Genomic DNA, 22,321 nt, shown 5'->3' with positions numbered 1-22,321 from the left:
TGTCCATGCTTATAATAAGTCAATAACCGCCAGACCTCGCGAAGTCGGCTGCCTCTAATTTCGGATCATAGCTATTGAAAGTGACCTTGCCGAATTCGCCCAATCAGACGACGATCAATTGGAATGCCAAGCCCACAATCCCATCTGCGAATGAGACAGAGTGGAGACAGATCAGCTTCGGACATCGCGGAGGGGTGGGTTAGCTCGACTAGTTGCATCAGCAGCATCATAGTAGGCTGCGAAGGATGCAAGGGCATCCTCGCGCTCAATGCCTTGCCGATGACATACGACCGCAACCTCAGCAAGTTGTGCAGGTATATTAGCCTCTTGCTCCTTTGGTTTCGACTGATACTCTTTCGCAAGCAAAATCAGTGCAACTATGCCTATGATTACGGCACCCATACCAATCAAGTCATAGGGTGGATAGGGAGAGTCAGACTCGATCCTGAACATCGCGAACGCTCGGCCATCCAGTTCCAAACCATTTCTTTCCGCAGCTTCACGCGCCAAGAAGATCGCCGCTTCCGCCCTCTTACTAAGGTTGGTAAGCGCGAACAGCAGACTCACGGTAGGGGCAAGAAACGTGATTGCAAAGAGTGTTCTAACCGACGCACCACGCGGAAGCCCGTTGACGACAATCCAGCCACCGAAGAGTGAACAAACCGCAATGAAGAATTGCAGCACCATTATGTACATCTTTCCAATCTCAATAGCGACTTTGTAAGTCTCTAATGCATCTTGCATCTATTCGATCCTTCGCAAGTACATGGCCCCCAGCAACACCGTGCAGTCTACCCGGAAGCTTGGCAATCAAATTTCAACCTGGCCAAAATTGGCACATGCCGTGGTGATGTTCGGTTTCGATTGACGGACAAATTTGCGATTAAACAAGATCAGCAATCCTTTGACTTTCAGTTGGGTCACGCAGGAACCAAGCATGCCAAGCACCGCCCTTCGGCAGAGAGAGGCGCCTCCTTCACCCGCGTACAATACATCCGACAAAGCGGCCTTGGTGCTGTTTGGCAAAATAAAGTGTTCACCTTGTGCGATCATGACACGTTGGCCATGACCTTGGGCGGCACAGTCTAAGCGATAGAGACCGTTGCGATGACCGGCGCATCCAGAGACTGCAATCTGGGTCAGATTGATGCCTGATTGGCCCATGCCACAATAGCCATGGGGTTGTCGATGATCAGATGCAGTCCGTCGGTTCTCGAAACCAGACGGTTTTCGCTGTTTCCTGCCAAAACTGCACAAGTGATTCTGCCAAGCACTAGTGGCATATACGATCGCTTTGAGGACCTTCAGCACACGCACCAGCACCTCGACCAAGTTTACCAGAAGCGAGCGATTGGACCAGTTCGCCGCGATGCTAGCAACGACATCGCCTATATGCGCGGTCAAAAAGGCACCTATAAGAACCACCCGCTGAGCTAAGAAATATGTAGATCTTCGAGCTGTATCGCCTCTTGCATCGTGGCAGCGTCGTCCTCGGGTGAAGCGGCTTTGGCTGTTTCCATTTTTTGCGCTTCTTCTGCTTTCGGGTTGAAGTTAGCCTTGAAATCCTCAATTATACAATTGCATAATAATCTCACACCATGGATGAGCTCACCGTGCAGAACAACGCCCGCAAATTCACACGCGAGTCTGCCGAGTTTCGGCGGGAAGCCTTGATTTATGCGACACTGGACCTGATCGCGGAAGTCGGTATTCGCGGGGCCACTGTGCGCGGGATCGCAGCTCGGGCAAATGTAACGCAGGGGCTGATCCGGCACTATTTCTCAACCAAAGAAGAGCTGGTGCAGGCATCTTATGAATACCACATGAATACGCTGACCGATCAGACGGCGGCGGCATCCGGTCAGGGGGGCGCAGTGTCTCAGCTGGCGAATTTCGTGGATGCATCGCTCCGCCCGCCGGTGATAGACCCAAGCGCGGTGGCCTTGTGGGCCGGGTTCTTGAACAAGGTGCAGCATGATCCAAAGATGCAGCGCATTCACCAGCGGACTTACAGCTATTTCCGGGATCAACTGGAAACGCTGATCGTTGCGGCGCTGCGGGAAAGCGGGCATTCGGTCGTCCCAGGTGAATCGACGCGGCTGGCGATTGCCTGCAACGCGGTGATTGACGGACTGTGGCTCGAGGGAGGCGCGCTGCCCGATGCCTTTTCCGAAGGTCAATTGGCGCAGATCGGGCTGGAATCGGTCGGCGCCATTACAGGGATTCCATTGACCAAAGAGGTGGAGCAATCATGAAAACCACAGCCGTTACAAAGCGGTTAGCGGGCCTGGGTGGCGCGAAATGGGGCGTTCATCTGAAAGCGCGCGAGCTGATCAAGGCCGGGGCCGATATCGTTGAGATGACGATAGGGGAACCGGATGTTCCGGTGCCGGGTGCACTGATTGAAGCTACGGTAACTTCGCTCCGCGCGGCGCGGACCGGATATTCCAACGGGCGTGGTGAGATTGGTCTGTTGGATGCATTAGCTGAGCGCTATTCGGCCACCCGAGGTCGCGAATTTGGGTCTGAGAACTTCCTGTGCTTCCCGGGTACCCAGACCTCTCTGTTCGCAGTTATGGCCGGTGTAGCCGAGGCTGGGGATGAGGTGCTGGTCGGTGATCCGATGTATGCCACTTATGAGGGCGTCGTGCGGTCGTCCGGGGCTGAAATGGTGCCGGTTCCGCTACGGCCCGAGCACGGATTTCGGATGCAGGCCGATGATATTGCCGCACGCCTTACTCCGCGCAGCCGCGTCATTTTGTTGACGACTCCGCATAATCCGACCGGCGCGATCCTGACCGCCTCGGAAATCGCGGCAATTGGGCAATTGGCCATAAAACATGATCTCTGGATCATCTCGGATGAAGTCTATGAAGAACTGGTTTTTGAGGGCGCTGAGTTTGTATCTCCTCTGGCTGATCCCAAGCTGGCGGACCGGGTCATCGGGGTCTCTTCCATCTCGAAATCCCACGCCGCGCCCGGGTACCGCAGCGGCTGGTGTGTGGGTCCGGCGGCATTTTGCGAGGCGCTGCTGCCTTTTTCCGAGACCATGCTGTTCGGAAACCAACCCTTCATTGCGGATATGACCGAATTGGCGATCCGCGAAGGCTCAGATGTTGCGCCCGGCATGATCGAACGCTTCTCACGCCGGGCCAACCTGCTGGCCGATCGGCTGGAGGCTGAGACAAGGCTGACAGTGCACCGGCCCGAGGCGGGGATGTTTGCGCTTATCAATGTCACGGCCACCGGGCTAGAGGGTGAGGCCTATGCCTGGGACCTGCTGCAATCCGGTGTGGCGGCTATGCCCGGCTCGGCATTCGGAGACGGGTTGAAAGACTGGGCGCGTGTTGCACTGACGATCAGCGATGCGGAATTCGCCACTGCGGTCACCCGCATCATCGACCATGCCAACAAATCCTCGCGCGAGGTTGCATGATCAAACAGACTGTAGGTGAGGCTCTGGTTGCAGAGCCTCGGCAAAGAGGCGTGAGCTGCGTGTTCGGGATTCCCGGCGTGCACACTGTTGAGCTGTACCGTGGGCTTGCAGCGTCTGGCATTCGTCATGTGACGCCAAGGCACGAACAGGGCGCGGATGCAACGAAAAACACTGCCGATGCAACTGGACCAACCATGATCGAAGTGATCGCCCCAAAATTCGAACCGCTGAAAGGCTAAACAATGCCCGATCCGACCTACGAGTTCACTCGCGCGATCACACGCCGCCCCGCCTTAACTATTGCAAGCGGGCTTCGGGCCGAGGATATCGGCAATCCCGATTTTGACGGCATGACTGCAGCACATAAGGCTTATGTGGCAGCGTTGAAGAACACGGGGGCCGAGATCATCGAGCTTGACCCGCTCGATGCATATCCGGACGCACAATTTGTCGAGGATACTGCGCTCTGTTTACCTCAGGGCGCAGTGCTGATGAGACCCGGCGCGCCGTCGCGCCTAGGTGAGGTCGCGGAAATGGCTCCAACTCTGCGTGCCTGTTACGACGCGGTCCGCGAGATCAAAGGGCCCGGCCATATCGAAGGCGGAGATATACTTGTAACCGGTCGCGAAATACTCGTTGGCCGATCAGACCGCACCGACGCCGAGGGCGTTGCTGAGCTAGCGCGGATCACGTCCGACTGGGGCCACACCGTGCGCGAGGTATTCACTCCCGAAGGGGTTTTGCATTTCAAGACGGATTGCTCGCTGATGGATGCCGAAACGATCCTATCGACCCGGAGGCTGGATGCGTCTGGTTGCTTTGCTGGTTACCGGGTACTGCATGTTGCCGACGGCGAAGAGGCCGCCGCCAACGCGATCCGATTTAACAATCTGGTGCTGATGGCGGCAGGATTTCCGCGCACCGCCGAGAGGCTGGATCGCGAGGGGTACGAGGTGGTCGAAATCGACAACACCGATTGCGCGAAATTGGATGGCGGGATGTCCTGTCTTTCACTTCGGTTTTGAGCTGGAGCCCCAAGGTATAAAACTAACGTGCTCATCAAACGGGTCAGCCATGATATCAGCATCGAAGTGTAGCTGGGGCCCAATGTACTAGAGTGGCAGTCGAAAGAGACTATCCAGCGGTTTTGGAGCCGTGCAGCCCAAGCAGACCAATCGTTCACGCATACGCGTCAAAGCGATCTCCCAAAAAATACCAGGACTTTTGACCGCTCAGAAGTATTGGCTTACTTTTTTACTTTCTGATGGTTAATGTTTCGTGCGCCTTTTTTAGCGGGCCATGCACGGATGCGAGTGACAAGTGGGTGGCAGACACGCGCGCATCAACGCGGACTCTTACCTCCAATCACTAGGGATGCGTTGTGGATGCTGCAGTTGATCCGGTCAAAGTATGAGGAAACAGCGTCAACCAAGCAGAAGCGCAAGCCATCGACTAAATGGCCTGCTTCCTTAGATAATGGATGTTCTGTTGCAGCAATCTCGTGCATTTCGCTATCTGAACAGCAACGAACAAAGCCTCTAATTCGTTGGCGCTTTGAACAAATCCTTACGAAGGGTCATCAATGCGCTTGGATCGATCTTTGCCTGAATGACAGTTGTTTGATTAGCGGCAATTGCCTCGGTGAGTGCAGGATGCATATCCTCAGGGCTTTCAACCCAGATGCCTTTACCGCCGCAGAGCTCGGCGAATTTGTCGTATCGCGGCGAGGTGATCTCGGCTCCCAACAAGCGGCCTCCGTAAAATTCCTGCTGATAGGCCTTTTCGGCGCCCCAGGCTTCGTTATCCAAAACGATAATAACTATGGGTAACTCGTATTGGATCGCGGTTTGGATCTCGATCATCGTATAGCCCAAAGCGCCATCGCCCATTACCGCGATGACAGGTCTTTCCGGGGACGCAGCCTTAGCTCCGATAGCGGCAGTAAGACCAAAACCGACCAAACCAAAATCCAGCGGTGTAATCAGCGACAGCGGATCGTAATGGGCCAACCTGTCGGCGGCTTGCAGACAGGTATTGCCCGTGTCCAGGGTGACAATCGCATTTTCCGGCAGAGCTGCACGGATCTCAGCCAAAGCCCTGCGAGGATGCATTGGTAATGTGGCGATCTGTGCCTCATCCGCGCGCTCGGCCGCGAGACTGGTCATATCTTCCTGAAAACTCTTGCGCCAATCCAGTGCGTCGGGCTTTGAAGCTGCCTCGGTCAACGCCTCAGCGGTCATACGCGCATCAGCTTGAACTGCAATTTCGGCAGGAAAATAACGGCCAACCGCCGACTCATCAATATCGACATGGGCGATACGTGTATCCACACCAACGTAATCGTTGCTGTGAAAGGTCGAGTTAAAGCCAAGTCGAGCACCCAGAACAACCATCACATCAGCTTCTTTAGTCAGACGGCTGGCAACGCGGTTTCCGCGTGGCCCAGCTTGACCTGCGAACCAAGGGTGACCGTGGCGCATGACATCCGCATGACCGGTCGAGGCTACAACCGGGACCTCGAGAGCCTCGGCCAGGGCTGTCAGGGCATCGCGTCCCTGTCCCCATTTAAAGCCCCCGCCGGCAAAGATCACCGGGCGCTTCGCCCCGCTCATAAGTTTTGCGATGGCCTCGATGTCTTCAGGTGCCGCAGGCCCTGGACGAGCAAACCTGACAGGTGCCGGGTCAATCGCGGGCATCTCAGCTGCAAACAAATCACGCGGGACATGCAACACGACGGGCCCACGACGGCCAGAATTGGCCAATCGGATCGCATCTTCAAGCATCGGCGCCAGCCGAGATGGGTCCGTAACCATGACTGAGCGCTTAGAAATCGGGGCAAACAGCGCGACCTGATCGACTTCCTGAAATGTATCTTTGTGTTGATCGGCGCGCGTTATCGCACCCGCAATGACAACAAGAGGAGAATAAGCCAATTGTGCCTCGGCCACCGCGGTGACGATATTGACAACTCCGGGCCCTGCCTGCGCGCCCAGTACAACACCGGGTTTACCGGTCATCCGCGCCCAAGCATCCGCCATATGGCCCGCTGCGCGTTCATCCCGTGCGCCCACATAGGCGACTTCTCCGCCCTGATACATGGCATCGTATAGTTCGAGCATCGAACCGCCCAACAGGCCGAACACGGTGTCGATCCCGTTGGCCTTGAGCACACGATAGACGGCTTCGCCGCCAGTGATATTGGTCATGGATTTAGTCCTCGGATCGGGGTCTTAGATTTTGCGGGTCAAAAACAGGGTGGTCGTGGACAGTTACAGGGATGTCGCGATCCAGAATGCGCACGCTAAGGCCCTCGTGCGGCGTCCCATTGCGCACGAATAGCCAACCCAGAGACTTGCCCACTGTGTATCCGTATCCACCTGAAGTGGTAAGCCCAACGGGTGTGTCATTCAGCAGTACGGGTTCGCCGCCATGAATATCGATATCCTCGGAGTGGAGCTCTGCGTAAAGCAACTGCCAACCAGGGTCGCAGGCTAAGAGTGCGTCTTTTCCGACAAATTCACGCCCCTGCGTACGCACAAACCGCTCTAGCCCCACATCAAACGGACCAACATCTGTCGTTAGCTCACCACTCGCGCGGTATGCCTTCTCCATCCGCATGCCATTGAATGCGTAAGAACCCAAATCGACGAGGCCATGCTTAGATCCAACCTCAAACAAAGCGTCATACAGCGCGCCGATCTGGTCCAGCGGTGCATGCAGTTCCCAGCCGAGCTCTCCTACGAAAGACACGCGCAAGGCATAGCAGGCGACGCCTGCCACCGTGATCTCTTGCCCTGACAACCACGGGAAGGCCGAGTTGCTGAGATCGGCGTCCGTCAACTCGGCCATAATGCGGCGCGATGCAGGACCGGATAGTGCAAGCATCCCCCAATCGGCACTCCGATTGACCATCTGCACCTCTTCGCCCGGCCGTATGTGGGACTTGATCCAGTCGAAATCCGGGTTGGCCCGTGCAATGGCCGAACCGGTAAAAAACCTGTTCTCTGCGATACGCCAGATGGTGATTTCTGTCTCGAAGCGACCTTTATTAGTCAACAGGTGGTTAAGACTCATCCGTCCATCGCGCACCGGAACTGAGTTGGCAGACAGCCGATCAAGCAAAGCTGCTGCATCTTTGCCCGTTATCTCGAACTGTGCAAAAGCACAAAGATCAATTACACCAGCAGCCGCACGTGTGGCTTTCGCCTCGGTGAGGGCGTTCTCGTGCCAAGGCTGATGGCCCCATCCGATCCGCTCAACTTCGCCGACATTACCGAAATAGCGTGGGCGCTCCCAGCCCGCGACTTCGCCAAACACCGCACCTTTTGCAGCCAGCCGATCATACAGAGGGTGGCGGTTCAAGGGGCGAAGGCTTTCGAATTGCTTGCCCGGGCACGGTGTGTCGTGGCGACGCATGAACTCATCTTTGGTACGCTCAACAATGAACTGATCCGTGCTGAAATCCCCATAGCGACGCGGGTCCATACTGCGTGTGTTGATCTGGGTTTCTCCATGCACCATCCAATCGGCCAGCACCTTGCCGGCCCCGCCGCCCCACGCCAGCCCGATGGACGACCCACAAGACAACCAGACATTTGGAGGACCCGACGGGCCGACCAGCATGCCCCCATCCGGCGTATGAGTGATCGCCCCGCGCACAACGCGCTTGATACCAAGATCGGCGAGGATAGGCATCTTATCGAATGCCACCATCAGAAAATCGCCAATCGAGTCGTAGTCTGCCTCAAACAACTCATTTTCTGCTGCCCAGGGCGCGCCTTGCGGCATTTCCCAGACCGTGGGGCAGACATGACCCTCATATATCCCGATCAGGCCCGATTTCTGTTCCTGCCGGATATAGCCACCGAAAGCATTATCGCGCATCACGGGCAGTTCAGGACGATCCAGAAACTCGGGCACGGTATCCGTGACCAGATAATGATGCAGACACGAGACCGAAGGAATTTTCAGCCCGAACCATTCACCGACCTGATTGGCGTATGATCCCGCGGCGATGACAACATGTTCGGCCAGCACGTCGCCTTTTTCGGTGTGCAGAAGCCACATGTCGCCTTTCCGCGAGGCGCCAATGACACGATTGTGTCGCTCGATCTTGGCCCCGCGCGCGCGTGAGGCTGCAGCCAGTGCCATTGTGACACCAGACGGGTCAATATGACCGTCCTCAAATGTTCGGACAGCGGCCTTGATGTCAGATGTTCGATAAAACGGATTGACCTTTGAAACTTCCTCTGGACCGACCAGCTCCATCGGCAAGTCCAGCAGCTTGCCGACACCCATGATCGACTTCATCCAGTCGACCTCATCCTCCGTGGTAGCGATCCGAAAGCCACCAACTTCGTGCCAGCCGATACTCTGACCGGTTTCTGCTTCGACACGCTTATAGGTCTCGATGGATGTCTTGTTGATCCAGCCTGCGATCCGACTTCCTACCGCGTGGGCGATTTGACCTGCCGCGTGCCATGTAGATCCGGACGTCAGTTCTGACTTTTCAAAAAGGATTGTATCGGTCCAGCCGTTTTCCGCCAGTTGGAACTGGGCAGCAACGCCCATAATCCCGCCACCGATGATTGCGACTTGTGTAGTACGATTGGTGTCGGTCATTGGAACGCCTCTTTGGCGGGTTTCAGCGATGCATGAGCGGTAAAGCGGGTGCAGGCAATTTCCACATCCACCGCCCATGTTCCGTCTGAGGTGGAAGATTTTTCGTCAAAGAAACTTGACGGGCCCGAGATCATAGCAAGCGCTACAGATCGGCCGTAGCGGTAACTCCACGCGGCGGAAGTGACTTGCCCGACAACCTGACCTTGAAAATAGACAGGTTCGTCATGGATCGGGATCGCATTTGGGTCATCAAACAACAATGAGACGATCCGGCGCGAGGGCGTGTGATCCTGCAAGGCATCTTCGCCCACAAACCCGGAGCCCATTGCGCAGAAAGCGCCCAATCCGGCTTCATGTGGTGTAGTGCCGGGGGTCAGTTCGTGTCCGAATGCACGGAACCCACTTTCGATGCGCAGACTGCCACTTGCGTAGAGGCCCGCATGGCTGGCCCCCGCTTGCAGCAGCGCTTCATAAGAGGCCATCGCCATATCGGCTTGAATATAAAGCTCAAACCCTTCTTCCCCGGTAAAGCTTAGGCGTCCGGCCCAGCCGCGCGCAAGGCCGATCTCAACCGGGGCGAAATGAAAACGCTTGAGTTCGGGTACCGGGGTATTCGAGGTCGCCTGCAGTACAGCACGCGCCTTAGCCCCGGCCAAGCCCAGAATGGCGTAACCGCTCGTCACATCGGTGAACTCCACGCGACAATCTCCTCGTGTTTCGCGCATGCGTTTAAGGTCGCGGACCACTTCACCTGCGCCAACGATCAACAGATAGGTTTCAGGTCCATGACGTTGCACCGTCAGATCACTTTCTACCCCGCCGCGAGCGTTCAGGATCTGTGTGTATGCGATACGCCCCTCGGCTATGTTCATTTGCGCCGCGCAAAGGCGATTGAGAAAGGCGCGTGCGTCCGGCCCCTGCACCATGATCTTGCCAAAAGCGGATTGATCAAGAATGGCTGCTCCGCTGCGGCAGGCTTCTACCTCAGCCCCCACTTGTTCACGCCACGCAGGCGCACCGAAGGTAAGAGGCAGATGCGCATCCTTGCCGCCAAAATGCACTGCCCTCTCCCAGCCGCCACGCGCTTCGAATTGCGCGCCTGCCGCGACAAGTCCGGCATGAATGGGTGAGCGGCGCTGACCACGGGCAGTGTCCATCGCTCGCCCCGGATAAGGGTTGTCGTAGTGGCGGCCCAGAACCTCGGGGATGCGCGCTTCTAACGCGCCCAACACATTCATTTCAGGGCTAAAGCGGCGAATGTCAGCCTCATTCAGTTCCATCGTGGGTTCGCCCGCAATGATCCATTCCGCCATTGCCTTTCCTGCACCGCCAGCCAACGCAATGCCGGTTGAATTCATCCCGCCCATCAAGAACAGGCCTGGCACCTCGGGGCTTTCACCCAGCATGAATTGGCTGTCGAGAGTGAAACTCTCAGGACCATTCAACAGCATCCGCACTTCGGCCTGTTCCAGTACCGGAATTCGGCGCAGGGCGTTTTCCATCATCGGCATGAAATGGTCCCAATCCTCATCCAGCAGATCAAAGCTGAAATCTTTGGGCAAACGATCCAAAGGCAATCCCTTGGCATGCGGCTCGAAACAGCCTACCAGCAGCCCCTCTACATCGTCGCGGGCATACAGGAACGCGTCCTGATCGTTGAGCGTAGGCAAATGCGCCCCTTTTCCCAGCGCCTGTACTTCGGCGAGTGGTTTGGTCAGGATGTAGAAGTGTTCGCAAGCATAAAGCGGCATATGCGCGCCAGCCATCGCCGCCACTTCTCGGGACCAAAGACCACAGGCGATCACCACTTCGTCGGCTTCGATCACATGGTCCCCAATCTCGACACCCGAAATGCGCCCGGCATTCTTTCGCAAGCCTGTTACGGTGGTATCCTCAAAGATCTGAACACCGCGTGCGCGAGCCCCTTTTGACAAGGCCAGCGCCACATCTGACGGGTTCACCCGCCCATCCGCAGGGGACCAGACCGCTCCGATGACATCATCGGTTTCGATCAATGGCCAAAGCTCTTTGGCGCGCGCCGCATCGACCACCTCAGCCTCAAGCCCAAAGGCACGACCAAGACTGACCTGTCTTTTGATATTGGTTAACCGGTCCGAATTTGTTGCCAGTGTTAGCGAACCGGTTTGGGTCCAACCGGTTGCTTGGCCGGTTTCGCGCTCCAACTCTCCATACAAATCAATCGAATAGTTTATTAACTTAGTTAACGTCGCTGAAGGTCGTAGGCGGCGCACCAGACCTGCTGCATGCCACGTTGTCCCGCTGGTCAGCTTCGAGCGTTCCAGCACAACAATATTCTGCCGTCCCTCACGGGCCAGATGATAGGCAATGGAACAGCCGATTACACCGCCGCCGATAACAACGGTGCGGGCATTGGATGGAAGAGCATTCATGCTGCAATCACTCCGGTATCTATTAGATCGCCCAGAACGGCGTCGAAAACTCCGACCGCTTCGTCGATGAGGTCAGGCGTATGGGTGTTCGACGTCACACATGAGGTGAAGGACATGAAATCTACGCCACGGTCCTGCAAACCGCCGCGCAGGCCCTGAACCAACGCCGGTGGGGCGCTACGGATCTGGGCTGCGCTTAATCCATCGATTGATGTTCCACCAAAGTACAGGTGACAAGTCGAGCTCTCGCCATAAGCCAACGCTTCGATTCCGCGGCGCGCAAAGACGGTGTTGAATCCGTCGCGCAAACGCGCGGCCATAGCATCTGCTTGCGCTTGCACCTCTCCGGTTGCGAGCAACTTCATTGCCGCGATTGCGCCTGCAGCCACCATGGGTGCCGCGTTAAATGTACCTTTGTGGCTGACCGCTGGTGCAAGACCTTCAAGTGTTTTGCCGGGGTCAAGCAGATCCATGATGTGCGCGCGCCCAGCGATAGCGCCGCCTGGTAAGCCACCGGTGACAACCTTGGCCATAGTAGTTAGGTCCGGCACCACGTTATCGCGCGCCTGACGCCCGCCGGGGCTCCAGCGAAACCCTGTGATCACCTCATCAAATATCAGCACTTTGCCCATTTCATCCGCGAGCGCTCGGATGCCAGGCAAGAACCCATCGGGCAGCGGGACCGAGCCGTAATTTGCCCCAGACGCCTCAACAAAGATTGTGCCGATATCAGTCTCCGCTTCAAGCGTGGCCCGAATAGCTTCCAGCACAGGGGGTGCGATCACTGTCAGATCGGTGATCGCCTCGGGCACACCCATCGAAGGTGGCGTATTGACCCCGGGCTTCGAACCTTTCAACAGCAAATCATGCCAGCCGTGAAAATGCCCGTCTATCCGCAGCACCTTGTCCTTATGGGAATATGCGCGCGCAACCCGCAGCGCCAGCATGGTAGATTCTGTACCAGAACCGGTAAAGCGCACTTTTTCAGCAGATGGCACCAGACGATGAATCCAATCCGCCCATTCGATCTCAAGCGGATGGCAGTCGCCGGTGTAAGGCGTTTTTGTCAATTGCTGTGCAACTGCCTCCATCACCTCTGGGCAGGAATTGCCTAAAAGCTGACTGGCCGCACCCAGCTTAAAGTCGATATAGCGTTTGCCCTCGACATCCCATTTTTCAGCCCCTTTGGCCCGGTCGATATAAATCGGATACGGAGATAAATAGCGCAGTTCGTGACTGACTCCTCCGGGCATTATTTGTCGGGCACGCGCGGAAAGAGAAGCGTTGGTTCTCATAGGTCCCGTCCGATCTGATCCCGGCCAATCTTAATATTGAAGCGTTCGCGAATGGCGCGGTCGATCGCGTCGGGAATATGTGCCGGGTAATATTCAGCCAGCAGCGTGCGCGTTTTGTCTCGCGCAACGTCGCCGATCTGGCGCGAACCGTCCTCTTCCCACTCACGCGGGGTACGGCGGTCTCCCAGATGGGGGTAGAAATAATCCGATTTCATCCGCCCAAATGTATGGCGATGGCCCAGATAGTGTCCTTCGCCTCGGCACACTTCTGCAATCACATCAGCGCCGATATTTTCAGGCGACACTTCAACCCCGCGAACCGTTCGCAGGATGTTGCCCAACATATCATTGTCAGTCACATAGGCCTCAAGCGCGACGCCCAACAAGCTGGCCTGCATCCCGCAAGACTGTGTGATCAGGTTCGATCCGGCGTGTGCTGCCGAGGCCACTGCTAGATTTTTCTCGCTGCCATACTGTGCATCCAGTGTCTTGGAGTCGGTTATTCCGGCAATCGATGTGGTCGGCAGGTTATAGTAACGCCCCATCTGCGCGGCCGAGGCCATCAGGATCGCCTGTTCACCACCCCCTGCACACATCGAGCCAGTGCGCAAATCAGCCACAAGCGGTTTTGGGCCAAAGATCGCCGCAACATTCGGGTCGACCAGCCGAGCAAAGACAAGACCGGCAAGGGTTTCAGCAACGGCCTGCACCAGAGACCCGGCAATGGTTGCCGGGCTCGTGGCCCCCGCCTGCCCAGCGCTGATCAGCTGCACGGGGAAGCCAGCTAAAATAGCCGCCTCTAAGGTTTCCAGCGCTTCTTCAGCAAAGCGCATGGGTGGCACCACATGGCACACCATCACAGTCAAAAAAGGGCGAGCCCGAAACGCGTCTTCGCCTCCGGCGAGTAAATAGCAAAGCTCGGCCAGCTGCGCGACATTCTGTGGTTCTGATACCGAGACAGATACATGCTTGGAGGTGCCCATCAGGCAGGCATATGCTGTATTAAGGTCCATATCGGCCACGTCTTCAATATCGGTGGCCACGATCGAGCGGCTGAAGTGATGAATGTTCTCCATCGCATCTACAATCCGCGCGGCATCGTAGAGATCCTTGGCGGTACCATTGCGATAGCGCCTGTCTTCGATGTCAAATACCCCAGGCGCGGCTCCGCCCGAACTCATGTGCACCCGCGCGCCCGATATATCCAAATCGTGTTTGGGATCCTGACCACAGAGGATAATATTTCGCCGCGCCTCTGAAATCGTTCGCAATACAAGATCTCGGGGGAACAACAGCCGCTGATCCCCGGTAAGAGTCCCGCCATTCGCGCAGACCTTTTCGATCATCGACGACGAAGCCTGGCTCAATCCCAACGTCTCTAGTAGGTGCAGCACCGCCTCATTCACATCGGCCAACGCCTGATCATTGAGCGGTCGGAATGCACCACCGGACAGTCCTGGCCACACCGGAGGTGAGGCGTCTTCTTCCGATCCAGTTTGGTCGGCCCTTGAGGCGCGACCGCGACGGCGGGTTCTGGCGGACATTTGCTATCCTAACGCTGGTTCATTGCCCTGCATGCTTAAGCGTTTGCAACAGAAGCGACAAAAACAAGATTCTCTTGCATTAGATGAGTAAAGCTCACTAATTGAAGGTATGACCGCCTTTCCCTCCCTTCCCGCTTTGCGCGCTTTTGATGCTGCCGCGCGATTAGGCAGTTTCCGCGCCGCGTCGGAAGAACTTCACGTGTCTCCCACCGCGATCAGTCATCACATACGAGGTCTTGAGGCCCAGTTGAAACTGACCCTGTTTACTCGATCCGGTCGGCGGGTCGTATTAACAGACGAAGGAATGCGCCTTGCCGAGGAGGTAACCAAGGCTTTTCGCATTCTCGAACGCGCCATTCTGGACGTATCGGCTCAGACCGATCACACAAAGATCCGCATCGCGATGGGGCCAAGTTTTGCAACTCGTTGGATGTTGCCGCGCCTAACCGAGTTCAACGCGCATTTCCCCGAGATTGATCTTGAACTTGTGCAGACCCCACTACTTGTATCACCGCAAAATGTGGATGCAGACATTTTCGTAACATGGGGCGACGGATATTGGCCGGATATGATCGCAGATCGCCTCGTAGGAGTTATGGCGGCACCAGTGGCCAGCCCAAGTCTTCTAAGCCGATTGGGGCATCCGGCAACACCGGTCGATCTACTGGATTTTCCGCTGATCCACCAGCGCGATACGGTCAGTTGGAAAGCCTGGTTTGCACATCACGGCGTGTCGCCAAAAGACGTCATGTCCGGTCCAATGATCGAAGACACAAATGTGGTGCTTCAGGCTGCGATCTCAGGCCAAGGCGTGGTGATGGGCTGGCGGCCCTTGATTGATGGCGAACTGGGCAACGGAACGCTCGTCCAGTTGTTCGATCCTGTCCGCAGTGAAATGCGTGCCTACTATCTTGTCCGCCGCAAGCACGATGTCCGCCAAAACATAATTGACGAGATCTGTCGCTGGCTACTCAGCCAAAAATAGCATCCGGCAATATTCACTATTGGATCGCTAGTCGATCAGCAGCCCCTGTCGCATTGTGCGGTGGTCTTCTATCGCTTTCTTCGCGGGGTGCAGTCACGTGCCGCCATAACTTATGGCGTTTAAGCGAACCAAACTGCTTCGAAGCTGCGATCACTGATTAGCCAATCCACCTTTGGCAGATCGTTCACCAATGCCATTGCGCCGATGTAATCACTGATTTGATCGGCCTCAATGAACAGGTTTGTTGAGCATCCTCGGCTGTCACAAATCGCGTGCACCTTTGAGTTCACACCGCCTTTGGTACGATCTATCAGGCGCCCACGACCCCGTTTGTCGGGGGATTGATCCTCTTTACTCGACGTCCAAACTGATCACAGTGCGATGCGTTCAAAATAAATTGCGTCGATCATAGCGGCTTCTTTTCACCGTGTTCGGTCGCCAGATCGGTTCTCACGCAGGCGAAGATACCCTTTTCATTCATTTGATTATAAGTCGTCTCGGACGGGACCTGAGCGGCGGTCGCCTCGCCCCTCCAGGCAGAGATCTATGGGACCCGATGCTAAATTGGTGCTCCCTGATTCATTCGCTTATGTGGTATCCGGGCGTTGAGCGCGAAATTCGAATCTCTTCGTCAGACATTTCGACAGGGACATCCGCAAACAAGGGCGTGCTCAGGTAACGCTCACCCGTATCCGGTAACATGCATAGCACCGACGCGCCGGGTTCAGCTTGTTCGGCAATCTGAACTGCAATCGCAAAAGCTGCGCCCCCTGAGATACCAGTCAGTATGCCCTCTTGGCTGGCAAGTTTCTGAGCCCATTCCACACCGGTTGGTCCAGCCACAGGGATCACTTGATCAACATATGCGTTGTCGATGGATTCCTGCAGAACCGCAGGTATGAAATCCGGCGTCCAACCCTGAATGACATGTGGTTCAAACGCTGGGTGGCTGGCCAAGGGGTCGCCATCGTTGCCGCGCTCGGTCGCGATGCCGCTACCCACCAGTTGCGCGTTCGCCGGTTCGGAGAGAATGATCTTTGTGTCGGGGCTTTTATCGCGCATGACACGCGCAACACCTGTCACGGTACCCCCAGTACCATAGCCGGTAACAAAGTAGTCCAGCCGCGCTTCGCCAAAATCGTTCAGGATCTCTCGGGCTGTTGTGGCTGCGTGAATCTCGGCATTGGCTTGTGTTTCGAATTGACGCGCCAGAAACCAGCCATGCTCTTTGGCGAGTTCCGCTGCTTTTCGGTACATACCAAAGCCTTTTTCAGCCTTTGGTGTCAGAACCACTTTGGCACCAAGCATGCGCATTAGCTGACGCCGCTCGGTCGAAAAGCTCTCAGCCATCGTTACCACCAGAGGATACCCTTTTTGAGCGCAGACCATCGCCAGACCGATCCCGGTATTCCCGCTGGTCGCCTCAACCACAGTCTGTCCGGGTTTCAGGGCACCGCTGCGCTCGGCGGCTTCGATGATATTGACCGCAAGGCGATCCTTGACCGATCCCGCAGGGTTGAATGCCTCGAATTTCACAAACAGGTCGACACCTTTCGGCCCAAGATTGTTGATACGGATCGTGGGTGTGTCCCCAATCGTGTCAAGTACACTGCTATAGATACGGCCATTGCCTGAAGTAGTTCTGAGTTTTGGTTCGATCATCGTATGTCCTGACGTGAGAAATCGGCTGAGGTTTTAAGACTGAAGCTAGCAAGGCTCTCTATAACTGGAATCCATTGCAATTTCACGCGTTCCAGCTCTCATATCGCGCTGATCTTCATTGCCACCCGAAACAATCAACCGATCGTCTGCGCCTTGAATTGATGCACCATTTTGAAATGACTTGCGGGCGTAGTCTTCGAACATAGTCTGATAACTTTCTGACCAGTGAATCCTGCTGGTCGCTTTCGTAGCAGAGCGTAAATGTTGAGTAGAGGTATCCGCGTGGCCGCCTTTAAGAGGGCGAAAACCATTCGGAAAGATGAATCGGTTAATTTGCTGATACCGAATCTGCTCTGGCAGGGTTTGCAATCAAACGACTCACCAGCGCCAAATTTTTTTAGTAAGCCAAGCAGAACTGTTTGAATTACCTGCCTCTTTCGGCGCTACTGATGAGGACAATAAAATAGTTGCATAGTTATCTACCTATTGATAGGTAGTTTGTACGAAACGCAAACCCCGACGGAGGTACTGAGATGAAGATCTATGACACAGAAGGATTCCCTAACCCCGCACGTATTCGCATCGCGCTGGCTGAAAAAGGCGCATCGGACAAAGTGGAATTCATTCCCGTGGATGTCATGGGCGGTGAGCATCGAACGCCTGAGTTCAAAACCAAAAACCCAGATGCCGTGGTGCCTTGTCTGGAACTGGAAGACGGTTCGCACATTGCCCAATGCAACGCGATCACCGAATATATCGACGCGACGTTCGATGGCCCCTCGCTAACCGGCGTAACCGCAAAAGAACGCGCCCGCATCTCGATGATGAATCTGCGCGCGGAGAACGGCTTGTTAAACGCGGTTGGCACCTATTTTCATCATGCGACGCCCGGCCTAGGCCCGGAACTTGAAACTTATCAATGTGCCGAATGGGGCAATAAGCAAAAAGAGGTCGCCAAGAACACTATGACCTATCTGGATTCCGTTCTGGCCGAAAATGAATACTTAGCCGGAGACTCATTCTCGGTGGCTGACATCACCGCCTTTGCAGGATTGGCGTTTGCCGATTTTGCCAAGGTCGAAATCCCCGAAACCCTGACCAACCTGCAAGCTTGGCGTGCTAAGATGGCCGCTCGTCCATCTATTGCCGCCTAAGTAAGACCTGCCATTTAAGTCGAAAGGACATCTCCAAATGGAACTCAACTCGGACTTCTCATCCCGCGTCGTTGTTCACTCTGATCAACTTGAGTGGCAGGCCTCGCCCATGAAGGGTGTGGACCGGCGCATGCTTGACCGGATTGGTGGCGAAGTCGCCCGTGCCACCACCATTGTGCGCTATGCACCGGGCAGCAAGTTTTCGGCCCACACTCATACGGGCGGTGAAGAGTTCATCGTGTTGGATGGCGTTTTTCAGGATGAACACGGTGATTTTCCAGCAGGCACTTACGTGCGCAACCCGCCGACAACCGAACATACGCCCGGTTCCGAGCCTGGTTGCACCATCTTTGTCAAACTCTGGCAGTTCGACATGGAAGATCGCAATCAATTCCGCAAGAACATGGCGGATGAGTTGGCGACGCCGGTGAATGGTGTCGCGACAGCGACTCTGCATGAAGATGACCGTGAAGTCGTAACCTACAGCCATCTTGATCCCGGTGCCAAGTTGACCTCGGATGCACCGGGGGGCATCGAAATTCTTATGATCGACGGCTCGATGACATCCGGTGGCGACGATCTGGGTAAAAACGACTGGTTGCGTCTGCCGGAAGGCGCCGAGCTTTCTGCCACAGCGGGCCCTGACGGTGCAAAGGTCTGGATGAAGACCGGGCATCTGCCATTTGCGCAGCCACCAGCGGTTTAATCCATGGCCGCTGAAAAACCATTGGCGCTGGTCGCCGGAGCAGGGGCTGGCCTTGGCCAGTCCCTTCTTGCGCGTTTTCAGACCGGCGGCATGACAGCCGTTGGTCTTGGACGCACCCAACCTTCGGAAACTGTCGGCACCTTCCGTCAAATCGATATTGCGGATCCAAATGCCACTGTACCTGTAATCGCCGAGCTTATCGCGCGATATGGCCCCCCGAAAATCGTTGTTCACAATACTGCCGAGCTGGTCATCGCACCTTTCCCAGAAACCACTTTGGACGATTACAAGCGCACCTGGAAGTCGATGGTGCAGTCTCTGTTCGTGTTGGGGCAAAGCGTGTTGCAACCCATGGTTCGCGGTGGTGGAGGTACACTGATCGTATCCGGAGCCACCGCATCATTGCGGGGAGGTCCGCGATTCTCGGCCTTTGCCTCGGCAAAGTTTGCATTGCGTGGGCTGACACAGTCTCTGGCGCGAGAGTATCAATCGGCAGGTATCCATGTCGCGCATGTTATTCTTGACGGTATCATTGACACCCCAAAATCGCGGGAACTTCACAGCCTCGACCCCGCGAAGATGATGAGACCCGATGAAATTGCTGATGCCTATTGGCAGCTTGCGCAGCAACCGCAATCGACCTGGACAAATGAGCTGGATCTGCGCCCCGCCTCGGAAGGGTTCTGATACATGAAAACCGAGACTTTGATCATCGGCGCTGGTCTGTCCGGCCTATCGCTCGCCTCGCAGCTGGCGGACCAAGGCCACGACTTTCTGTTGGTCGAAGCCCGGGATCGGCCCGGTGGGCGGATTCTGACCCAACGTGTGGGCAATGGTTACTTCGATCTGGGCCCTGCCTGGTTCTGGCCTGGCCAACCACGAGTTGCCGCGCTGATCGAACGGCTGGGCTTGAAACGGTTTGATCAGCATTCGCTGGGCGCCCTTAGCTTTGAAGATGAAAACGGCCGGGTCGAACGCGGTCGTGGCTTTGCCTCGATGGAAGGCTCTTATCGTCTTGAAGGTGGGCTTGGTTCATTGTCGGATGCGCTGGCGATCAGGTTACCCAAATCCCGTTTGCTGCTTTCCAATCCCATCGTCTCGCTGGCGCAGCCAGGCCACGGGATAAAGGCGACAACACAAGCCGGGCAGGAACTGCTTTCGGAGCAGGTCGTACTGGCCCTGCCCCCGCGCGTCGCCAGCCAGATTGCCTTTGCCCCTGCCCTGCCGCCGGAAACATTGCGCGCAATGACCGGCATTCCCACTTGGATGGCAGGCCAGGCCAAGGCTGTCGCCACATACAACCGACCATTCTGGCGCGACGATGGCTTGTCCGGAGACGCGATGAGCCGTCGCGGTCCGATGGTCGAAATCCATGATGCCTCACCTGCCGAAGGCGGACCATATGCACTGTTTGGATTTATCGGTGTGCCTCCGCAGGCCCGTCAGGATCAATCCCGCTTGCGCCATGCTGTGCAAGACCAGCTAACGCGCCTTTTTGGCCCTGACGCCACTGAACCCGATACTCTGCTGATCAAGGACTGGGCCTTTGATCGCTTCACCTCTATCGAAGAGGATCAGCAACCGCTATATGCTCATCCGATATACGGGTTGCCGCAAGCTATGGCGCAGATTTGGGATAACCGCCTGATTTTTGCCGGAACCGAAGTGGCATCGCAGTTCGGGGGCTATCTTGAGGGCGCCTTGGAGGCAGCGGAAGATGCATTTGCCCTGATCGCGAAGGAAAAGGTTTGATAGTATGACATCTGATACCAAAACTGCTTTGCTGGATGTCGCAGAACACGCGGCGCGTGCGCGCGGATTTGACGGGTTCAGCTACGCTGACCTGGCCGAGGCAGTGGGCATTCGCAAGGCTTCGATCCACTATCATTTTCCGACCAAAGCCAATCTGTCCGCTGCACTGATGGATCGTTATCACAAAGTGCTTGAAGGTGAATGCCAGAAGATTGAGGCCAAGTATGCAAAAGGTTCTGAACGCCTGCGGGCTCTGATCCAGCTATATCGAGATGCGCTCAACAATGGTAAGACACTATGTCTTTGCGTCTCGCTGATCAGCAGCCGCGAAAGCCTGTCAGATGAGGTGGTCCAAAAGATCAGAGCTTTCCGCGCCATGATGGTTAATCGTATCGAGGCGATTTTTAAGCTTGGCCAGCAGGACAGAACCATCTCGGGCGTGACCAATCCCGAATCCGAGGCTCGTGCAGCCCTTGCACTGCTGGAAGGCGCACATCTAACCGCCCGCGCCGAAGAAGACATCAAAACCTTCGACGAAGCCGTTGATGTTTTGAAATCCCGCTGTTGACCTAAGACGCAACCCGGTTGATCGTCGGGGCGCATACGTCACCGCTCCGGAGGGCTCTAATGTCCAAAGTCATTCTGATTACCGGCACGTCAACCGGACTTGGTATCCAGATCGCAGTACAAGCCTCACAGAAAGGTCATCGTGTCTATGCAACCATGCGCGATCTGTCAAAACGGGGTGCTCTGGAGGATGCGGCGAAAGCGGCTGGTGCGAAACTAAACGTGTTGGCATTGGATGTTCAGGACGCGGCAAGCATAGCTGCTGCCGTTGACCAAATCATTGAAATCGAAGGCCGGATCGATACCCTTATCAACAATGCTGGCGCTGGCTTTGTCCGCACAACAGAACAGGCCAGCGAATCAGACATTTCCTGGGTGATGGATGTGAATTTCATGGGTGTCGTTCGCTGCACCAAGGCGGTTCTGCCCCATATGCGCAAGGCCCGTTTGGGCCATGTTATCTCTATTTCGTCGGTTGGCGGTCTGGTTGGCCAGCCGTTCAATGAAATCTACTGCGCTGCGAAATTCGCTGTTGAAGGATATACCGAGGCGCTGGCCAGCTATGTAACGCCTTATTTTGGTATCAACTTCACTACGGTCGAGCCCGGCGGCATCCAATCAGAATTTGCAGCCAACGTGATGAAGCATGTCGAGGCCACGGGCGGGATGCTGGATGATGAATACCTACCAATTCTGCAGAAATATGTGGGCGGTGCGCAAAGCCGGATGGGGGGCAGCGACATCTACCAGACGTCAGAGCAAGTAGCAGCCATCGTGATAAATGTTGTCGATGCTCAGGACCCGCCCATTCGCACCCGCACGTCCAATTGGAGCGAAGAGTTCACGCGCCTGAAAACTGAACTGGACCCAGACGGCAAAAAACAACAGACAGCGGTGATTGAACAGTTTCTCAGCTAATCCCTGTCTGATCGTGTGATGCTAATCGAGATGTGGCAGCTGCGCTCCGATTGCCGCAGATCTCTATGCTGTACCATCGGCGCCGGCCGCGCTTTGAAATATCATTGAATACCAAGACGCTCTTCTCTTGCGAGCATTCCCTTATCAGTTTTGCGATTAGGAAGGACGCTCAGGTCTAACTGTCATTGACCCTGATACAGGCTGTGTTTTGAAATGCTGCTCAATTTCTGTTCCTCGATGAAAAAAATTGGAGCAAGCCAAAGGCCCGC

The 22,321-nt window shown here is 55.8% G+C and carries 20 protein-coding genes and 1 pseudogene; 11 read left to right on the top strand and 10 right to left on the bottom strand.

Annotated features, from left to right (window positions below):
- Positions 1–171 precede the first annotated feature (171 nt).
- Both ACR0B3_RS21910 and ACR0B3_RS21905 read right to left on the bottom strand, forming a co-directional pair.
- Positions 172–744 (bottom strand): hypothetical protein, encoded by a 573-nt coding sequence (locus ACR0B3_RS21910; RefSeq protein WP_480810914.1) that lies wholly within the window; start codon positions 742–744, stop codon positions 172–174.
- Between the two features lie 66 nt (positions 745–810).
- Entirely contained in the window at positions 811–1,317 is a 507-nt protein-coding gene (locus ACR0B3_RS21905) for a hypothetical protein (RefSeq protein WP_480810913.1), read from the bottom strand.
- Positions 1,318–1,598: 281 nt separating this feature from the next.
- Here ACR0B3_RS21905 and ACR0B3_RS21900 point away from each other — a divergent pair, with 281 nt between their 5' ends.
- The 4 genes and pseudogenes from ACR0B3_RS21900 to ACR0B3_RS21885 all read left to right on the top strand — a co-directional run bounded on the left by ACR0B3_RS21900 (position 1,599) and on the right by ACR0B3_RS21885 (position 4,461).
- On the top strand, positions 1,599–2,255 hold the full coding sequence (locus ACR0B3_RS21900; protein ID WP_480810912.1) for a TetR/AcrR family transcriptional regulator: 657 nt from the start codon (positions 1,599–1,601) through the stop codon (positions 2,253–2,255).
- A complete protein-coding gene (locus ACR0B3_RS21895; protein ID WP_480810911.1) occupies positions 2,252–3,436 on the top strand; it encodes a pyridoxal phosphate-dependent aminotransferase in 1,185 nt (394 codons plus the stop codon). The genes ACR0B3_RS21900 and ACR0B3_RS21895 overlap by 4 nt, the downstream gene beginning before the upstream one ends.
- A pseudogene (locus tag ACR0B3_RS21890) lies at positions 3,433–3,591 on the top strand (thiamine pyrophosphate-binding protein); the annotation flags it as partial. The gene ACR0B3_RS21895 and the pseudogene ACR0B3_RS21890, both read left to right, overlap by 4 nt.
- Positions 3,592–3,678: 87 nt before the next feature.
- Positions 3,679–4,461 (top strand): dimethylarginine dimethylaminohydrolase family protein, encoded by a 783-nt coding sequence (locus ACR0B3_RS21885; protein ID WP_480810910.1) that lies wholly within the window; start codon positions 3,679–3,681, stop codon positions 4,459–4,461.
- Between the two features lie 513 nt (positions 4,462–4,974).
- Here the strand turns inward: ACR0B3_RS21885 and ACR0B3_RS21880 are convergent.
- From ACR0B3_RS21880 to ACR0B3_RS21860, 5 genes are read right to left on the bottom strand one after another with little or no spacing between them, the layout of a single operon-like run.
- Positions 4,975–6,642: a thiamine pyrophosphate-binding protein gene (locus tag ACR0B3_RS21880; RefSeq protein WP_480810909.1), complete on the bottom strand. Its 1,668-nt coding sequence runs from the start codon at positions 6,640–6,642 to the stop codon at positions 4,975–4,977.
- A gap of 4 nt (positions 6,643–6,646) precedes the next feature.
- Positions 6,647–9,058: a GcvT family protein gene (locus tag ACR0B3_RS21875; RefSeq protein ID WP_480810908.1), complete on the bottom strand. Its 2,412-nt coding sequence runs from the start codon at positions 9,056–9,058 to the stop codon at positions 6,647–6,649.
- Positions 9,055–11,469 carry a GcvT family protein gene (locus tag ACR0B3_RS21870; RefSeq protein ID WP_480810907.1) on the bottom strand — a complete coding sequence of 805 codons (2,415 nt, stop codon included), beginning with the start codon at positions 11,467–11,469 and terminating at the stop codon, positions 9,055–9,057. The genes ACR0B3_RS21875 and ACR0B3_RS21870 overlap by 4 nt, the downstream gene beginning before the upstream one ends.
- Positions 11,466–12,764, bottom strand: a complete 1,299-nt coding sequence (locus tag ACR0B3_RS21865) for an aspartate aminotransferase family protein (RefSeq protein ID WP_480810906.1) — start codon at positions 12,762–12,764, stop codon at positions 11,466–11,468. The genes ACR0B3_RS21870 and ACR0B3_RS21865 overlap by 4 nt, the downstream gene beginning before the upstream one ends.
- Complete coding sequence (locus ACR0B3_RS21860; protein WP_480810905.1) at positions 12,761–14,308, bottom strand: trimethylamine methyltransferase family protein; 1,548 nt, start codon at positions 14,306–14,308, stop codon at positions 12,761–12,763. The genes ACR0B3_RS21865 and ACR0B3_RS21860 overlap by 4 nt, the downstream gene beginning before the upstream one ends.
- A 109-nt stretch (positions 14,309–14,417) precedes the next feature.
- Between ACR0B3_RS21860 and ACR0B3_RS21855 the strand changes: the two genes are divergently transcribed.
- A complete protein-coding gene (locus ACR0B3_RS21855; protein WP_480810904.1) occupies positions 14,418–15,293 on the top strand; it encodes a LysR substrate-binding domain-containing protein in 876 nt (291 codons plus the stop codon).
- A 579-nt stretch (positions 15,294–15,872) separates the two neighbouring features.
- On the opposite strand, the gene cysK is transcribed toward ACR0B3_RS21855, so the two are convergent.
- Together cysK and ACR0B3_RS21845 are read right to left on the bottom strand one after the other, a co-directional pair.
- A complete protein-coding gene (gene cysK, locus ACR0B3_RS21850; RefSeq protein WP_480810903.1) occupies positions 15,873–16,955 on the bottom strand; it encodes a cysteine synthase A in 1,083 nt (360 codons plus the stop codon).
- A 45-nt stretch (positions 16,956–17,000) separates the two neighbouring features.
- Positions 17,001–17,324: a hypothetical protein gene (locus ACR0B3_RS21845; protein WP_480810902.1), complete on the bottom strand. Its 324-nt coding sequence runs from the start codon at positions 17,322–17,324 to the stop codon at positions 17,001–17,003.
- Positions 17,325–17,488: 164 nt separating this feature from the next.
- Between ACR0B3_RS21845 and ACR0B3_RS21840 the strand changes: the two genes are divergently transcribed.
- The 6 genes from ACR0B3_RS21840 to ACR0B3_RS21815 are packed head-to-tail and all read left to right on the top strand — an operon-like array spanning position 17,489 to position 22,052.
- The gene (locus ACR0B3_RS21840) at positions 17,489–18,109 is read left to right on the top strand and encodes a glutathione S-transferase family protein (protein ID WP_480810901.1); all 621 of its coding nucleotides are present in this window, start codon (positions 17,489–17,491) and stop codon (positions 18,107–18,109) included.
- A gap of 37 nt (positions 18,110–18,146) precedes the next feature.
- Positions 18,147–18,815, top strand: coding sequence for a cupin domain-containing protein (locus ACR0B3_RS21835; RefSeq protein ID WP_480810900.1), 669 nt, complete (start codon positions 18,147–18,149; stop codon positions 18,813–18,815).
- 3 nt (positions 18,816–18,818) lie between these two features.
- The gene (locus tag ACR0B3_RS21830; protein ID WP_480810899.1) at positions 18,819–19,502 is read left to right on the top strand and encodes an SDR family NAD(P)-dependent oxidoreductase; all 684 of its coding nucleotides are present in this window, start codon (positions 18,819–18,821) and stop codon (positions 19,500–19,502) included.
- A 3-nt stretch (positions 19,503–19,505) separates the two neighbouring features.
- On the top strand, positions 19,506–20,567 hold the full coding sequence (locus ACR0B3_RS21825; protein ID WP_480810898.1) for a flavin monoamine oxidase family protein: 1,062 nt from the start codon (positions 19,506–19,508) through the stop codon (positions 20,565–20,567).
- A gap of 4 nt (positions 20,568–20,571) precedes the next feature.
- Positions 20,572–21,135 (top strand): TetR/AcrR family transcriptional regulator, encoded by a 564-nt coding sequence (locus ACR0B3_RS21820; protein WP_480810897.1) that lies wholly within the window; start codon positions 20,572–20,574, stop codon positions 21,133–21,135.
- A 59-nt stretch (positions 21,136–21,194) separates the two neighbouring features.
- Positions 21,195–22,052, top strand: a complete 858-nt coding sequence (locus tag ACR0B3_RS21815; protein WP_480810896.1) for an SDR family oxidoreductase — start codon at positions 21,195–21,197, stop codon at positions 22,050–22,052.
- On the opposite strand, the gene ACR0B3_RS21810 is transcribed toward ACR0B3_RS21815, so the two are convergent.
- Positions 22,045–22,197 carry a CGNR zinc finger domain-containing protein gene (locus tag ACR0B3_RS21810; protein WP_480810929.1) on the bottom strand — a complete coding sequence of 51 codons (153 nt, stop codon included), beginning with the start codon at positions 22,195–22,197 and terminating at the stop codon, positions 22,045–22,047. The two genes, ACR0B3_RS21815 and ACR0B3_RS21810, sit on opposite strands and share 8 nt — an antisense overlap.
- Between the last annotated feature and the right edge of the window lie 124 nt (positions 22,198–22,321).

This window comes from Ruegeria sp. CE9 (assembly GCF_056537425.1).
Note: the sequence above shows the minus strand (reverse complement) of the source record. Positions and strands in the feature narration are given on the sequence as shown.

Coding starts and splice junctions, on each gene's coding strand:
- ACR0B3_RS21910 (WP_480810914.1), bottom strand. CDS start 744: ATGCAAGATGCATTAGAGACTTACAAAGTCGCTATTGAGATTGGAAAG.
- ACR0B3_RS21900 (WP_480810912.1), top strand. CDS start 1,599: ATGGATGAGCTCACCGTGCAGAACAACGCCCGCAAATTCACACGCGAG.
- ACR0B3_RS21895 (WP_480810911.1), top strand. CDS start 2,252: ATGAAAACCACAGCCGTTACAAAGCGGTTAGCGGGCCTGGGTGGCGCG.
- ACR0B3_RS21885 (WP_480810910.1), top strand. CDS start 3,679: ATGCCCGATCCGACCTACGAGTTCACTCGCGCGATCACACGCCGCCCC.
- ACR0B3_RS21880 (WP_480810909.1), bottom strand. CDS start 6,642: ATGACCAATATCACTGGCGGCGAAGCCGTCTATCGTGTGCTCAAGGCC.
- ACR0B3_RS21875 (WP_480810908.1), bottom strand. CDS start 9,058: ATGACCGACACCAATCGTACTACACAAGTCGCAATCATCGGTGGCGGG.
- ACR0B3_RS21870 (WP_480810907.1), bottom strand. CDS start 11,469: ATGAATGCTCTTCCATCCAATGCCCGCACCGTTGTTATCGGCGGCGGT.
- ACR0B3_RS21865 (WP_480810906.1), bottom strand. CDS start 12,764: ATGAGAACCAACGCTTCTCTTTCCGCGCGTGCCCGACAAATAATGCCC.
- ACR0B3_RS21860 (WP_480810905.1), bottom strand. CDS start 14,308: ATGTCCGCCAGAACCCGCCGTCGCGGTCGCGCCTCAAGGGCCGACCAA.
- ACR0B3_RS21855 (WP_480810904.1), top strand. CDS start 14,418: ATGACCGCCTTTCCCTCCCTTCCCGCTTTGCGCGCTTTTGATGCTGCC.
- cysK (WP_480810903.1), bottom strand. CDS start 16,955: ATGATCGAACCAAAACTCAGAACTACTTCAGGCAATGGCCGTATCTAT.
- ACR0B3_RS21840 (WP_480810901.1), top strand. CDS start 17,489: ATGAAGATCTATGACACAGAAGGATTCCCTAACCCCGCACGTATTCGC.
- ACR0B3_RS21835 (WP_480810900.1), top strand. CDS start 18,147: ATGGAACTCAACTCGGACTTCTCATCCCGCGTCGTTGTTCACTCTGAT.
- ACR0B3_RS21830 (WP_480810899.1), top strand. CDS start 18,819: ATGGCCGCTGAAAAACCATTGGCGCTGGTCGCCGGAGCAGGGGCTGGC.
- ACR0B3_RS21825 (WP_480810898.1), top strand. CDS start 19,506: ATGAAAACCGAGACTTTGATCATCGGCGCTGGTCTGTCCGGCCTATCG.
- ACR0B3_RS21820 (WP_480810897.1), top strand. CDS start 20,572: ATGACATCTGATACCAAAACTGCTTTGCTGGATGTCGCAGAACACGCG.
- ACR0B3_RS21815 (WP_480810896.1), top strand. CDS start 21,195: ATGTCCAAAGTCATTCTGATTACCGGCACGTCAACCGGACTTGGTATC.